This is a genomic window from Algibacter sp. R77976, assembly GCF_044594645.1.
Classification (GTDB): Bacteria; Bacteroidota; Bacteroidia; order Flavobacteriales; family Flavobacteriaceae; genus Algibacter_B.
Window position 1 is genome coordinate 2361947 of record NZ_CP138989.1, and the last position, 15784, is coordinate 2377730.

Here is a 15784-nt window from a genome sequence, read left to right on the forward strand (position 1 = left end):
ATTTCAATCAACCTAGTAGGGTATTAAGAGGTTTGATATTATAAAATACTTTTGTTGCACAAAATGGCTGCTTAATAGCGATAAAAGGTTGTTTTTACATTGTCACATGTCCTTATTTTTGTTTGATAAAACTAAAGAATAAGATAATGAACGTATTTAGCTTAGAAGGAAAAAAAGCATTAGTAACAGGTGGTGGAAGTGGTATTGGATTTGGTATTGCTAAAACATTTGTTGAGGCTGGTGCTGAAGTTTTGATAGTTGGTAGGAATGAACAGAAGCTAATTGATGCTAAAAATAAATTAGGAGCGCTATGTAAATATCAGTCTTTTGATGTTTCTAATTTAGAAATCATACCTGCATTTGTTCAAAACATTGAAAACGATTGGGGCGCTGTGGATGTTTTAGTTAATTGTGCGGGTACACATTTAAAAAAGAATGCAGTTGAGACAACCGATAGAGAGTTTGCTGAGGTGCTTAATGTCCATTTAATGAGCGTTTTTGCATTGACTAGAGAGTTTGCAAAAGAAATGATAAAAAGAAAACAAGGCTCAATAATACTAATAAGTTCAATGACTGCAGTTATGGGGATGAAACAAGTTGTTGCTTATTCTACAGCTAAAACAGCAGTTGTAGGTTTAATGAGAAGTATGGTGTCTGAACTTGCTATCGATAATGTTAGAGTAAATACCATAGCACCTGGTTGGATAGAAACTCCAATGCTTCATAAAGCAATAGATAATGATTTACCGAGGAAAACTAAAATTATTGGAAGGATACCAACAGAGAGTTTTGGACAACCAGAAGATATCGGTTATGCAGCTTTATATTTGGCCTCTGATGCAGCTAAATATGTAAACGGTGTTTTTCTTCCAGTTGATGGAGGTGCCGCAGGAGGGTTTTAAAATAATTTTAGAAGAAGTATCGTATAAATATTAAATGAAAAATAGTATTAGATTACATAGTGATGATAATATTGTAATAGCATTAAAAGACTTTGAAAAAGGGAGCTGTTTTGAATTTAATGCTGAAAAAATTGTGCTACAAGAATCAATTAGTTTTGGTCATAAAATTGCGATAGTACCAATTTATAGACACAGTAAAATACTTAAATATGGCTTATCTATAGGAAGCGCTACTCAAGATATACTTCCTGGAGCGCATGTACATAGTCATAATTTAAAAACGGATTATGTTGCTAGTCAGGAAAAATAAAACTAACTCTATTTATTATTAAACATTCGTAACATGAAGGGGTATCTAAGAAAAGACGGAAGAAAAGGCATTCGCAATATTATTGTAGTAGCCTATTTGGTAGAATGTGCACACCATGTCGCGAGACAAATAGTGGCAAGTTTTGCAGGTCAAGATGTTCATTTGATTGGTTTTAGTGGTTGTGCTCCAAATGAGTATGCCTATAAAATGATGCAAAACCTGTGCACACATCCTAATGTTGGAGCAGTACTTTTGGTTTCACTAGGCTGCGAAAATTTTAAGCGACATCAATTAGCAAAATACATTTCTGAAAGCTGTAGACCTGTTGAAAAATTAGTCATTCAAGAAAATGGAGGAACGTTAAGTTCTGTAGAACAAGGAAAATCTATTGTAAACACATTTAAATCTGAATTAAAGAATGTAGAACATGTAGATTTTGAAGTGTCCGACCTTGTCGTCGGAACAATCTGTGGTGGTTCTGATGCTACTAGTGGATTTACAGCAAATCCTTCTATAGGTAAAGCATTTGATCAACTCGTTGCTAAAGGCGCTATTTGCATGTTTGAAGAGCCAGGAGAATTAATAGGATGTGAACACTTAATGGCAGAAAGAGCAGAAAATGAAGCTTTAGGAAAAGAACTTGTAGCATGTATCGAAAAGGCTGATAACTACTATAAAGCTATGGGTCATGATAGCTTTTCTGAAGGGAATGCCGTAGGAGGCTTAACCACAATAGAAGAAAAATCATTAGGTGCATACTCAAAAAGTGGAAGTTTGCCTATTAAAGCTTTAATTCGACCAGGAGAAATACCAACAGCTTCAGGATTATATTTTATGGATGTAGTTCCAGACGGACCACCATTATGGGGATTCCCAAATATTAATGATAATGCAGAAATTGTAGAAATGATTGCTAGCGGATGCCATATTATATTATTTTCTACAGGCAGAGGTTCTGTAGTGGGTTCTGCGATATCGCCTGTAATTAAAGTTTGTGGAAACCCAAAAACTTATCAAAACCTTTCTGGAGATATGGATGTTAATGCAGGCAAAATAATTACAGAAGGCGCATCTCTTGACGCGCTTGGAGATGAAATAGTAGGGTTGATTAAAGCAGTTGTAAATGGTAATAAAACAAAGTCTGAACAATTAGGACATCAGGAGTTTAGCTTAGGATATAAATATTTTCAGTACGGTAAGAAAAACTGTGATGTTTAAGTGTTTTAATATCACATATTATTTTTTCGCCATTTTACAGGAGTTGTACCTTCTATTGCAGAAAACCATCTGCTCACATGACTTACATCATCAAAACCGAGGTGAAATGCAATTTCTTTTACAGACAATTTTTGATGGGTTAATAGGGCTTTAAATTTTTTGATTTTTTGAAACTGAATATCCTCTAAAATTGTTCTGTTAGTTATTTTTTTAAAACGCGTATATAAATTTCTTCGGCTAATAGTTGTTGCAGCTACAACATCATTTACTGTTATGTTTACGTGCGTGTTATTTCTAATAAAATGAAGCGCTTTAATCACTTCTGTATCATTACTAGCTATGGTATCGGTAGAACTACGTTCAATAATGCCAATTGGCTCAGTTGAAATAATATGGTTTTCTGGTTTATGACCTTGCATCATTTTGTTTAAAATTTCACAGGCATTAAACGCTGCTACGGTATGATTTCTAGCAATGCTTGATAGTTTTGGGTGTACAACACTACAAAGTAACTCATCATTGTCAACACCTAAAATGGCGATTTCATAGGGTATTTTTAATTTTGCCATAGAGCAGGCATTAATTAGTATAATCCCTAAATCATCATTACAACAAAATATACCAATGGGCTTGGGCAATGATTTTAGCCAAGAAATAATGTCTTTTAAGTCGTGACTTATAGTTCTTTTATTTTTGGGGATGTAGTTATGAACTTTAATATGTTTAGAAAGCGCATGTTTTTGTAGACTTTCAAGTCTCCTGTCAGACCAAATAACTTTATGAGAGCCAAAAAAGGCTATATTTTTAAAACCTTTAGCTGTAAAATATTCTAGAGCCATTTTACCATCAGCATCATAATTTCCTTTAAGGTAAGGGATTTTTTTGGCATGATTAAATGAGCTAGTTTGTATTAATGGTATTTTTAATTCAATAACTTTTTTAGCATTTTCATGATTTTCAATAATGCAACCATCTGGCTTAATTTCAGATATTAATTTGATAAAATCATTAGCCTTTGATGATTTTAGATAATATGAAGGTTCAAAAATAATTTCCCATTGAGATGATTGGTTGTTGTAATTGTAGATTCCTTTAAGAATATCTCTTCCATAACCACGACCCGATTCTAATTGAACAAATACTTTTTTCATTTCTACCTATGCTATAATGTTGGGGTTAAACAAAGATATCTTTTATGTTGCACATAATGGCGATAAAATAGGATAAATAGGCTCTGTTATGATTAGGGTTTAGTTTAATATTGTAATTCATAAAAGAAAATTTATATAGAAGGCGTAAATTAAGGGTATGAGTAAATATATATCATTTAAACTAGTGTTGTTTACTGTTGTAGCAGCACTATCATTAAATATAAATGCACAACGAAAAGTTTACCTTTCAGGAGAAGATGCATCATCTGCAGTAAACTGGGAATTTAAACTTGATAAAGGTAGGAATAGTGGTTTTTGGACAACCATTCCTGTGCCATCAAACTGGGAAATGGAAGGTTTTGGCTATTACCTTTATGGTATGGATAAGGTAGAAGATCGTTTGTCAGGTATTGCAGATTATCGTCATACTTTTGATTTTGAAAAGGCATCTAATAAGAGATATTTTATCACATTTCAAGGGTCTATGACCGATACAAAAGTAAAACTAAATGGAAAAGACGTGGGATTCCATCAAGGTGGACATACCGAATTTAAATTTGAGATAACCAGTCAATTACAAAACGGAAGTAACTTATTAGAAGTTAATGTCAATCACGATTCAAGTAATGCATCCATAAACGCAGCAGAACGTTTTGCAGATTATTGGTTGTTTAGCGGAATTTTTCGTCCTGTTTATATTGAGGAAGTGTCTAAGCAATTTATAGAACGTGTTGCTATTGATGCTCAAATGTCAGGTGCTTTTAAAATGCAAGTATTTACAAATGATGCTAAAAAAAATCAACAAATAAAAGTGCAATTATACGATGCTGATCACAATAAGATTGGAAAATCATTCAAAACAAAAGTTGGTGAAGGAGAATTTACACTTTTAACATCTCAGTTTAAGGGTATTGAATTATGGTCTCATGAGTTCCCAAATTTGTATTCGGTTAAAATTGAATTAAGAGATAAAAATAAAGTCGTACATACGTATGAGCAAAAATTCGGATTTAGGACTTTTGAAGTTCGTGATCACGACGGATTTTACTTAAATGGCAAACGTATTTTATTAAAAGGGGCAAGTATGCACAGTTTTCGTCCAGAAACAGGAAGAACACTTTCTAAAACTGATATGGAAGAAAACTTAGAAATCATGAAGGATATGAATTTTAACTTTGTGCGTTCTTCTTGTTATCCAGCAGATAGTTATTTCTATGATTTATGTGATTCAAAAGGTATGTTAGTATTAAGTGAATTATCGGGTTGGTATCGCCCTTTAGATAAAGAAGTTGGCCCTAAAATTTTAAAAGAGTTGGTGGTGCGCGATGTCAATCATCCATCAATCATATTATGGGGAAATGGAAATCATATTGCACATACGCCAGAGTTTGACCCATTATTTGCCAAATGGGATATTCAAAATAGAAGACCTTTAAAAAATGAAGCGAAAGCAAACGATATTTTTGCAAATTATAGTCCAGATTGGGATATTGTAAATACAACGTATTACCCCGATTATGCTACTGCTAAGAAGAATTTATTTGAAATGAATCATATTTATTTGCCAAATGAAGTATTACACGCGCTTTATGATGGAGGTGGTGCGGCTAATTTAAAGACCTATTGGGATATGTTTGAAAAATCGAAAGTTGGAGGTGGGATGACCATTTGGGCCTTGTTTGATGAAGGAATGATGCGAAATGATTTGGGATACACGGTAGATAATCAGGGAAATAAAGCGCCAGATGGTATTGTGGGACCTCATGGTGAGAAAAAAGGAAGTACAGATGCTGTTAGAGAAATTTGGTCACCTGTTGTTTTTTCTAATAATAAAATTGATGAAGGGTTTAGCGGGAGTTTGAATATCCACAATAAGTTCTCTTTTGTAAACTTAAACCAATGTAAAATAAATTGGAAATTGGTGAATTTTGCAAATCCAGATGCGTCTTCAAATGGACATCGAACTGTTGCTTCAGGTTTAGTTTCTGTAGAAAGTATTAAAGCAGGCGAAAAAGGGAATTTGATAATTGATTTACCAAAATCATTCATTAAGAACGATGCTCTTATTATAGAAGTATATGATAATCAAGGGCGATTAGTATATGATAAACGATTACCAATTACGGAACCAAAAAATACGTTTAGAGTGTCTACAAAACTTCCTTTTGCTCAAATTAAAACAGATAGCTTTAAATTTACACGCGGAAAAATAACACTTCATTTTGATGAAAATAGTGGAATATTAAAGTCTGTTTTAGATAAAGGAAAAGCAACCAGTTTAGCAAATTTTCCGTTTTTAACATTCGAAGCTGATGATATGAATCTTAAAAATGAAACTACACAAACAGCTAAAGCAACTGTCAGTAAAAAAGGTGATGTTTTTGTAATTGAAGCTAAAAACACCAAAGGTTTTGATTATATAAAATGGCATTTAAAACCTAATGGAGAAATACTTTTAGATTATGCGTACACGTTAAATTCTGGTAAATACCATTACGCAGGTATTGGTATAGAAGTAGCTGCTGAAGATGTAAAAAGAAAACGATGGTTGGGAGATGGGCCTTGGCGAATCTATCAAAACAGACAAGAAGGTGGGCTATTAGATGTATATGCTATTGATAAAAAAATAAATATACCAGGTCAGATTTATAATGGTCCAGAGTTTGAAGGCTTTTTTGCACCTTGGAATTGGGCGGTATTTTATTTAGGCAAGAATGTAAACGTAGGTTTTAAAAATAAAACAGAGGTTACTTTAGGTGTGCTCAATCCAGTAAATGGGTTTAACCCTAAAAAAGCAACATGGCATTATCCAGAGAAAGAAGGTTTTTTCTTTTTTGATGTGATTTCTGCTGTTGGTTCTAAATGGAAACCTGCAAAAGTATTTGGACCAGATGCACAACCCGTTCTTGTTGATAAACAAATTACAGGAACAGTTTCTATGTTTGTGAATTGGAATAAATCTGATAAAAAGGCAAAACGTGTTGATCTTGAAATACAATAAGAAAAGCATAATAAAAATAAGATTATTCCTTTTATTTATAGTATTAATAGCTAATAAGCATAGTGCGCAATCAACTTATTGGCAAAGACATACTATCGATGAAACATCTAGTGGTGCAGATGGTGTTAGAATTGCTGACGTAAATAATGATGGTTTACCTGATATTACTACGGGTTGGGAAGAAGGTGGATATACCAAAGTTTATATACATCCGGGTTTTAAATTGGTTCGTCAAAAATGGCCGTCCGTAATTGTTGGCAAAACACCAAGTGTAGAAGATGCTGTGTTTGCAGATTTGGATGATGATGGCGCAATGGATGTGGTAAGCAGTACCGAAGGAAACAATAAAAAAATATACTTTAATTGGGCACCCACAAATCCTAAAGATTATCTCGCAGAAGATAAATGGAAGTCTCAGGTGCTTCCAACTTCAAAGCTTAATAAACAATGGATGTATTGCGTGCCTATGCAAGTAGATGGTAAAAATGGAATAGATGTAGTAGTTGGTGCTAAAAATAAGAACGCAGAAATAGGATGGTTTCAAGCACCAAGAAATGCAAGAAAGCTTTCTAAATGGAAATGGTATCCTATAGGATCTGCAACATGGGTAATGTCTATGTTTAGTAAGGATATGGACAATGATGGTGATTTAGATATTGTTGTTTCCGACCGTAAATCTGGACCAACTCAAGGTGTGCGCTGGTTAGAAAACCCTAGGGAAATTAGAAAGCAAAAAAAAGCATGGAAAAATCATTTCATTGGATGCCAAGGACTTGAGGTGATGTTTATGGATTTGAAAGATTTGGATGGTGATGGTTTAGAGGATGTTCTGGTGACAGAAGCGACTAGTCGAAAAATCTGGTTTTTAAAGCGTTTGGATAAAACGGGGCAAAATTGGAAGACTTTTCCAATTGCAATTCCTGAATTTGCTAGTAAGCCAAAATCTGTAGTTGTTGGGGACGTTGATAAGGATGGAAAGCCAGACCTTGTGCATGCTTTTGAAAAAGCAAAAGGTAAAAAGGAAGGGGTCTATTGGTTATCTTATAAAAATAAACCAACAGATTCTAATTGGCAATGGCATACAATTAGTGGGCCAGTAGGTATAAAATATGACAAGATTGAATTGGTGGATTTAGATGGTGATGGTGACTTGGATGTGCTTACTTGTGAGGAAAATTATGGAGAAGATAGTAAGGGGTTAGGAGTTGTATGGTATGAAAATCCATTAAAATAGCAGATATTAATAAAGCTAAAATTGGCTAAATAGTTTTCTAAAACAAAATTTTTTAACATCCGATACCACAGGACAATATTTATGAGTACTTGATTTAATTTTATCCTTACTTTAAATTTAAAATAAATTCATGCAAGCAATATTAGGAGTCATATTTCATTCAATAGGAGGAGTAGCGGCAGGAAGTTTTTACATGCCTTACAATAAAGTAAAAGGTTGGGCTTGGGAAACCTACTGGATGGTAGGTGGTGTTATGTCTTGGCTCATTGTTCCACCTATTGCCGCTTATTTAACTGTCCCAGGTTTTGTAGATATTATTGCATCAAGTTCAAGTACTATTTTAGGGGTTACCTTTTTAATGGGCTTACTTTGGGGAGTAGGCGGATTATCTTATGGTTTAGGCGTGCGTTATTTAGGCATGTCTTTAGGGAATTCTGTAGTTTTAGGATTTTGTGCTGCTTTTGGGGCGATTGTACCTTCAATATATTATAATTTTAATCCTCAAGACGGAAAAACCTCGTTTACCGATATGATATCTTCTTCAGGAGGACAAATTGTCTTATTAGGTGTTTTGGTGTGCCTTATAGGTATTGCACTTTCTGGTAAAGCAGGAATGCTTAAAGAAAAAGAACTTTCTGATGAAGAAAAGAAAGAAAGTGTTTCAGAATTTAATTTAGTAAAAGGATTAGCGGTAGCCATTCTATCGGGTATTTTAAGTTCTTTTTTTAGTTTTGGTATAGAAGCAGGCAAACCGCTTGCAGATGCCGCTGTAGAAGCTGGTTATGATCACTTATTTGCTAATAATGTCACTTTTATTGTTATTCTTTGGGGTGGTTTAGCTACTAATTTAGTTTGGACAACTATCTTAAGTATTAAAAATAAATCGTACACAGATTTTACAAATTCGAGTACACCAATTCGTAATAATATCTTATTTTCTGCATTGGCAGGAACCATTTGGTTTTTACAATTTTTCTTTTACGGAATGGGCGAGAGTAAATTAGGAAATGGAGCAAGTTCGTGGATTCTACACATGTCTACCATCATATTAACAGCTAATCTTTGGGGTATTTATCGTAAAGAATGGAAAGGTGTTGCAAAAAAAACTAAATGGACTATAACAGCGGGAATTGTAGTTATACTTTTATCTGTTGTTTTGGTGGGTATTGGGAATTCTATTTAATAAAAGTTTGAAAAACATATATTAACAGGACATTACAGGATATTTATTATATAATTAGGCTTTAACTTCGAGAAATTAAGTGAACGATAAATTATATACAATGAAAAATTTACACTTTTTAAAAAAATATTTTTTTATTTTATTAAGTTTTGCTTTGGCAACTTACGCGCAAAGTCAAGTAAAGTTATCTACCGATTTTACAAATGAAAGTGAAAAGAAACTTCCAATACACGATGTTTGGAATGTTGCTAATAGAATTAGTCCAAGAAATGGATCTAATATTCGTTCAGGTCTAAAAATGAATATCGTTAGAATGATTGGAGGGATAAGGAAAGTTGTAGATGGAAATTCTTATAAAGATTTAGATTTCGACCCATGTTTATACGATTCTATTAATAACGTTTATGTTTACCGATGGGAACCACTTATTGAAAGACTAGATAAAGTGGTTAATTCACAAACCGAGATTTTACAAATAGCTTTAGATCAGCCACCATGGGCTTTTCAACATGGTTATAGTTTCATTCCAGAAGGCACAAGAGACAATGTTAATTTTCGAGAAAATGAAAGAATGTCCATATATGGGAATTCCTTGCCTCCAGCAGATAAACAGGCCTATCATGATTTTATAAAAGCATTAATGACTAAGTTGGTTGAAACTTATGGTGAAGAAAAAGTCTTATCCTGGCGTTTTAGAGTAGGATCGGAAATTGAAACACCAGATCATTGGTTTGGTACTAAACAAGATTTTATAGAACACTTTGCAAATACTGAAAGTGCTGTAAGAGAAGTTTTGCCAAATGCAAAAGTAGGTTTACACACCAGAAATCCTGGGTTTTTATATAAAAGTGGTACAATTCTAAATTATAAAGGAGAACCTTATGCTTCTTTTATTGAGGGGCTAATAGATTATAATTTTGATAACAATATTAAGTGTGATTTTTGGGGGCTTTCAGATTATATTGTTATTGGTAATAGTGGTCTTAGGGATATGAATGGTAAATACGCTAAAAACTTTGCCCCACTTATAAATAATCCTAAATGGAACCCTGAAACATCAATAGATATTATGGAGTATAAAACCGTAACTACCATGAATGGAGCAGATGGTAAAGGTACAGTTGGCTGCGAAACTTCACATAGAGATATTGTAGAATTGATTTTTTCAAATACTTTTTATAAAAATAAAGACAAAGGCTTAGAATTTATTTATAGATGGGGAAATAGAACAGGTAGTGAAAACCCAGATGGTATAAAAGAACTAGATGCCATGCAAGGTTTGGTTCGATATGCAACTAACATAACAGGCGACCCTAATACGTCTACCAATGAGTTAGATGCTATTTTTGCTAAAAATGAATCTGAAGATGAGTATGATGTATTGATCTATAATTATAATAGTAGTAATTTAATTTATAGAGATAATGAGTTAGTAGATGTTGCTTTTTCAACAGGCTTACCAGTAGGAACTACATTATATTATAGAAGCAAGTCTTATGGGAAAGAGCATAACAAACTTCAAAATTTCTTAATCAATAATTCAAACTATGTTATGAGTGGTTTTGATGAGAAAGGGGCACCAGATCGCACTTTAACAGAGGAGGGCTATACTGCATATTTAAATTATGAAAATCCGAATCCTCACGTATTTAGTGAATGGAATAGTATTACAACTAATGCACGAACCGATGGTGGTTCAGGATCTGAAGTTAGTTTAAGTACCGAAATCGGGTCTTTTGCCTTTGAGAAATTTGAATTTAGACCCGAAGCGAGTTTTGTCGAAGCTATAACACCTGCAACTTTTGTTTGGACAACAACAAACGATTTTTCTGCTTGGTCTGCTGTAAACGGAGGGATGACAGTTAATAGAGATAATGATAAATTAAGTGTGGATTTTTCTTCTGATGCTTCATGGCCTATGCTAGCCATAACGGGTCTAAATATAAATTCTAGTTTATATGGTACTTTAAGAATTATAGTAAAAAATAGTACAGACAAACCAGATCTTCAAATGTTGCCTAATGTACCGGGTACAGGTTTTGCATCTGGCAGAAAAAAAGAGACAGTACCTAATGATAACCAATGGCATACCTTAGATTTTGATTTAACGAACTGGGGATTATGGACAGGTACTATCAATGAATTTAAATTTTATAATAATTTCAGCTCAGGAAGTATCGTTTTTGATAGCATCGAATTTATTCCTATCAACTCAACCATACATACCATAACCCTTGGTAAGGAAGGTCAAGGACTTTTAAATTATAGTAGTGGTACTGCAATAGATGGGCAAGAGTTTAGTTTAAATGCAATTGCAAATGAAGGTTGGGAGTTTGAGCGTTGGGAAGGCGATGTTCCAAGTACAGATAATCCTTTGGCAATTACTGTTACATCAGATATGAATATAACTGCCGTATTTTCTAATAGTGGACTGTCTGTAGCACAAAATAATTTAGATAACATACGCGTATTTCCTAATCCTAGTATTAATGGCGTATTTCATATAAAAACGCAAACACCTCAAAATTGGGAAGTTTATATGATATCCGGGAGAAAAGTACTTTCAGGACATGGCAATAAGGTTAATATATCATCATTTTCAAAAGGGATTTATATTTTAAAAATGAAACATTCGTTTGCAAAACTTGTGTATTAATGAAAGTGCTCTATAATCAATTAAAAGTTTTAAATAAAAGAATCTAACAGCATCATTTATTCAATAAAAAGTATCATAATGTTAAAAAAGCAACTACTATTTTTACTATTATTTTTTTTCGGTTTTTTTGTGTCCTGTAATCAGGTTTCAACTTCAGCAACTCAAATCAATTTTGAAAAACTAACTATTAATTCAAAAGTAAAGGCTTCAACTATCGAAAGTGAAATGCCGCTCTTCTCATGGATTGTAAGCGCTGAGGGTTTAAATAAATCACAATCGGCATATCATATTTTGGTATCATCTTCAGAAGATAAATTGAATGAAGATAATGCAGATTTATGGAATTCAGGTAAAGTCACTAGCGATAAATCTGCTTATGTAAAGTATAAAGGCAATCCTTTAAAAGCAATGCAAACCTATTTTTGGAAAGTTAAAATTTGGGACGAGAAAGGTGAAAGTTCAAAGTGGTCAGATGTTCAAGCATTTCAAATGGGATTAAAGAGCAATAAAAACTGGGGTGATTCAAAATGGATTACTTTAAGAAAGGATACCAGAATATCGCCCTACCAATTCAGAGATTATAAAACTGGAAGAATGAAAACTGCACAAAAAGTTAATGGTTTTGCTGCAAGTTATTTTAGAAATGAGGTAGATATATCTAAGGATGTTAAAAACGCTCAAGCTTACATCTGTGGTTTAGGGTATTACGAATTGTATTTAAATGGCGAAAAAGTGGGAGACCATGTGTTGGATCCTGCACCTTCAAATTACGACAAGCAAGCCTATTATGTTAATTATGATATCACAGAGCAATTAGAATCAGGACAAAATGCCTTTGGAATTGTTTTGGGTAATGGCTTTTATGGACAAAACATTTCTTGGAAACGTGATCCTGAATCTGAAAAAGATTTGGCTTATGGTCCTCCAACGGTAAAGTTATTGGTAAAGCTTAAATATGAAGATGGTACCGAAGCTGATTTTTATACCGATGAGACATGGAAAGAATCGACAGGTCCAATAGTGTTTAATAATATTTATGGGGGCGACACTTATGATGCGCGTTACGAAATAAATGGATGGAATACTGTGGGCTATAAAGATGAATCTTGGGGTAATGCAAAAATAGCGTCGCCTAAACTACGAACAATAAGTGCTAGCCAAATTCCAGCAATAAAAAAGTTAAAAGAATTTGAGCCTCAAAACGTATTTAAAGCACCAGATGGTAATTGGATTGTAGATTTTGGGCAAAACATTGCCGGTTGGGTTAAATTAAACGTCAAAGAAAAAAAAGGTCAACTTATAGAAGTTATTACGACTGAAGCGCTGTTAACAGACGGCTCAGATATTTTTAAAGGATCGACAGGGGGTGGTGCAAATGGTATGACCCAAATTTATGAATACATCTGTAAAGGTGATGGATTAGAATCTTGGGAGCCTAAGTTTAGTTATCACGGGTTTCGATTTGCAAAAATTAAAGGTATTACCAGAAAACCAGATGCAGATATGATTAAAGCCGTTTTAGTAGCTACAGATATTCAAGAAACAGGAAGTTTTACATCTTCAGATGAGTTATTAAATAAAATGCACAGTATTAGTAAATGGACTATTGTAGATAATGTACACGGTATTCCAGAAGATTGTCCACACCGTGAAAAATGCGGCTGGTTGGGTGATGCTCATGCATTTTGTGAATATGCATTGTATAATTATGATATGTATGATTTTTATATAAAATACATGGAAGACATCCGTACACAAATGCGCCCTACAAAAGGACATAATAATCCGGATATGAAATATCAAGTGCCAACCATGATAGCACCAGGAAAACGCACGTCTACTTATGCCAAAATTGATTGGGGTGTAGCAACCATGTATTTGCCTTGGTATAATTATTTATACTACGGTGATGATACTATTGTAAAGGAGTATTATGAAGCTATGAGAGGTTTAACAAACTTCTACTTGTCGTATAAAGGTGAAAATGGCATTATGCAAGATGGTATGGGCGATTGGTGTCCGCCACGTTGGGATAGAAGAAAAAATCCAACTGCTATGGAATGCGACCCAATTATTTCGGCTAATGCTTATTTTTATGATGTTTTAGGTGTCATGGAACGATTTGCTGAAATGAATAATGATGCTACTTTTGCAATAAAAATGAAGAAGGAGCAACGCGAATTAAAAGATGCTTTCAATAAAGAATATTTAATTGAAATTCCTGAGACTAGCCACAAATGGTATGGTAGCCAAACAGCAACGGTACAAGCCTTGCAGTTTGATATGGTGCCAGATAACCAAATAGAAAATGTAGTAAATGGTTTAGCTCACGATATTATAGAGGTAAAAGGAGGCCATCATGCTACAGGAATACATGGAAACAGATATATCTATACCGTATTAAGTAAGTATGGTAAAGCAGATTTAGCCCATCAAATTTTAACAACACCAGATTTTCCGAGTCAAACTTATGTCATGAATTCTGGTTTTACAACATGGCCAGAACGCCAGTTTGTTTGGGAAGAAATGGAAGGGCCAACAAACTCCTTAAATCACCCAATGCATAGTGGTTTTGCAGCGTACTTTTATGAATCTTTAGGTGGTATAAAATCTTCAGAATCAGACCCAGGATACAAAGTGTTTACTGTAAACCCAGAATATTCAAGTAAAATAACAAGTACTTCAGTATCTGTACCTACGCCTTATGGAGTTGTAACAAATGATTGGACCATAAATAATGGTGTTATTTTAATGCAATTGGAAGTGCCATTTAATACTAATGCAAAAATTATTTTAACTGCAGAAGAATTGGAGTCGCTCAAAATAAATAATAAAAATCTAGAAGAATTTCAAAACGAGTATAGCGCAGTAAAAGAAGGTAGCAACGTTATTTTAGGCTCAGGAGAATATCTCATTCAGTATTCCAAATCTTAAATTTAGCCTTTAATTAAACACAAGTGTTATAATTTTATTTAGGACGTTACCCGATCTTTGGGAGGAATTCAATTATGACGCTCAACCCTTAATGCGGTCTAGGCTAGCTTCTAGCTATTTAATACCATATACTACAGGATACTTTTTAACAACTATTTAAGTACTATTGTTTGATAAAAAGCACTTATGAAAAATAAAATTACAATTACACTCTTATTAGTTTTATTAAGCATTACAAGTTTGTTTGCTCAAACAGCAACTTGCGATGGGATTTTACCTTTTGAAGAACAAAATGGACTATTAACCATAGAAATGGAATCTGGTATCTTACCTCCTGGTACTGATTGGCAAACTGGTAGTGAAGCTGACCCTAATTTATCTGGATCAACCATAAATTATATATATTGGGATGGAGATGAGTCCTTTAGTGCATTAACTGGAGCTCCAATAACTTACAATATAAAAATTAATAATCCTGGTACTTACAGATTTAGATGGCGTGGACGCATTGGCGCAGGTACTTCTGGAGGTGAACACAATGATGCATGGCTTCGTATAGTAGCTGATGACTTTTATGCTACTAGTGGAGGCAGTTCAACTTCTACTCCAGCGTTAGAGCCAAAACCTGATTGTAATAGTAACCCAGATAGAAATTGTCCAGAAGGGTCTAGTACTAATGGGTATTTTAAAGCTTTTATGAATAGACACCCTGTAAACCTGCCAGTCGATGAACGCTGGGGCTTTGTAACTAATACAAACGATGGTAGTTCTTATAGGTTTATATGGGCCACTTTTAATACTGCAGGTAACTATTCCGTAATTGTAGATGCTAGGTCTAGTTTCTTTTTTATAGATAAAATGGTGTTGCGTAGAACAGATGTTTCCGATGCTACAGCGAACCTTTTAACAAATAGTGAATCATCTTGCACCACATTGTCAGTTGATAAATTTAATAAAGTTAGCAGTATTAAAGTATACCCTAACCCAACAACGGGAAAAATAGAAGTTAACAACATTTCTATTAATTCTAGCTTGACTATATCTAATATTTCTGGAGTTATTATTAGAACAATAAATACAAAAAAATCATCAGGAATTATTGATATTAGTGATTTAGAAAGTGGTGTTTATTTTTTAACAAGTAATGCTTCTAATAGTAACTTCGTAAAAAAAATCATTAAATTATAACATAAAA

10 protein-coding genes are annotated in these 15784 nt (G+C 33.7%); 9 read left to right on the forward strand and 1 reads right to left on the reverse strand.

Going from position 1 to position 15784, the window contains the following annotated elements:
• Positions 1–146: 146 nt before the first annotated feature.
• The 3 genes from SJY43_RS10205 to SJY43_RS10215 are packed head-to-tail and all read left to right on the forward strand — an operon-like array spanning position 147 to position 2430.
• Positions 147–902, forward strand: a complete 756-nt coding sequence (locus SJY43_RS10205) for an SDR family NAD(P)-dependent oxidoreductase (RefSeq protein ID WP_396600635.1) — start codon at positions 147–149, stop codon at positions 900–902.
• Positions 903–936: 34 nt separating this feature from the next.
• Positions 937–1212 carry a UxaA family hydrolase gene (locus tag SJY43_RS10210; RefSeq protein ID WP_396600636.1) on the forward strand — a complete coding sequence of 92 codons (276 nt, stop codon included), beginning with the start codon at positions 937–939 and terminating at the stop codon, positions 1210–1212.
• Between the two features lie 33 nt (positions 1213–1245).
• Entirely contained in the window at positions 1246–2430 is a 1185-nt protein-coding gene (locus tag SJY43_RS10215; RefSeq protein WP_396600637.1) for a UxaA family hydrolase, read from the forward strand.
• Positions 2431–2441: 11 nt separating this feature from the next.
• On the opposite strand, the gene SJY43_RS10220 is transcribed toward SJY43_RS10215, so the two are convergent.
• On the reverse strand, positions 2442–3581 hold the full coding sequence (locus tag SJY43_RS10220; RefSeq protein ID WP_396600638.1) for a DNA-binding transcriptional regulator: 1140 nt from the start codon (positions 3579–3581) through the stop codon (positions 2442–2444).
• A 157-nt stretch (positions 3582–3738) separates the two neighbouring features.
• On the opposite strand from SJY43_RS10220, the gene SJY43_RS10225 reads away from it, so the two are divergent.
• The 6 genes from SJY43_RS10225 to SJY43_RS10250 all read left to right on the forward strand — a co-directional run bounded on the left by SJY43_RS10225 (position 3739) and on the right by SJY43_RS10250 (position 15777).
• Positions 3739–6582 (forward strand): glycoside hydrolase family 2 TIM barrel-domain containing protein, encoded by a 2844-nt coding sequence (locus tag SJY43_RS10225; RefSeq protein ID WP_396600639.1) that lies wholly within the window; start codon positions 3739–3741, stop codon positions 6580–6582.
• Positions 6569–7816, forward strand: a complete 1248-nt coding sequence (locus tag SJY43_RS10230; RefSeq protein ID WP_396600640.1) for an FG-GAP repeat domain-containing protein — start codon at positions 6569–6571, stop codon at positions 7814–7816. The genes SJY43_RS10225 and SJY43_RS10230 overlap by 14 nt, the downstream gene beginning before the upstream one ends.
• A gap of 130 nt (positions 7817–7946) precedes the next feature.
• Positions 7947–8999, forward strand: coding sequence for an L-rhamnose/proton symporter RhaT (gene rhaT / locus SJY43_RS10235; RefSeq protein WP_396600641.1), 1053 nt, complete (start codon positions 7947–7949; stop codon positions 8997–8999).
• A 100-nt stretch (positions 9000–9099) separates the two neighbouring features.
• On the forward strand, positions 9100–11655 hold the full coding sequence (locus SJY43_RS10240) for an InlB B-repeat-containing protein (protein WP_396600642.1): 2556 nt from the start codon (positions 9100–9102) through the stop codon (positions 11653–11655).
• Between the two features lie 78 nt (positions 11656–11733).
• Positions 11734–14589: an alpha-L-rhamnosidase gene (locus tag SJY43_RS10245; protein ID WP_396600643.1), complete on the forward strand. Its 2856-nt coding sequence runs from the start codon at positions 11734–11736 to the stop codon at positions 14587–14589.
• A 186-nt stretch (positions 14590–14775) separates the two neighbouring features.
• Complete coding sequence (locus SJY43_RS10250) at positions 14776–15777, forward strand: T9SS type A sorting domain-containing protein (RefSeq protein WP_396600644.1); 1002 nt, start codon at positions 14776–14778, stop codon at positions 15775–15777.
• The last annotated feature ends 7 nt before the right edge of the window (positions 15778–15784 follow it).

Coding starts and splice junctions, on each gene's coding strand:
- SJY43_RS10220 (WP_396600638.1), bottom strand. CDS start 3,581: ATGAAAAAAGTATTTGTTCAATTAGAATCGGGTCGTGGTTATGGAAGA.
- SJY43_RS10210 (WP_396600636.1), top strand. CDS start 937: ATGAAAAATAGTATTAGATTACATAGTGATGATAATATTGTAATAGCA.
- SJY43_RS10215 (WP_396600637.1), top strand. CDS start 1,246: ATGAAGGGGTATCTAAGAAAAGACGGAAGAAAAGGCATTCGCAATATT.
- SJY43_RS10250 (WP_396600644.1), top strand. CDS start 14,776: ATGAAAAATAAAATTACAATTACACTCTTATTAGTTTTATTAAGCATT.
- rhaT (WP_396600641.1), top strand. CDS start 7,947: ATGCAAGCAATATTAGGAGTCATATTTCATTCAATAGGAGGAGTAGCG.
- SJY43_RS10205 (WP_396600635.1), top strand. CDS start 147: ATGAACGTATTTAGCTTAGAAGGAAAAAAAGCATTAGTAACAGGTGGT.
- SJY43_RS10225 (WP_396600639.1), top strand. CDS start 3,739: ATGAGTAAATATATATCATTTAAACTAGTGTTGTTTACTGTTGTAGCA.
- SJY43_RS10240 (WP_396600642.1), top strand. CDS start 9,100: ATGAAAAATTTACACTTTTTAAAAAAATATTTTTTTATTTTATTAAGT.
- SJY43_RS10245 (WP_396600643.1), top strand. CDS start 11,734: ATGTTAAAAAAGCAACTACTATTTTTACTATTATTTTTTTTCGGTTTT.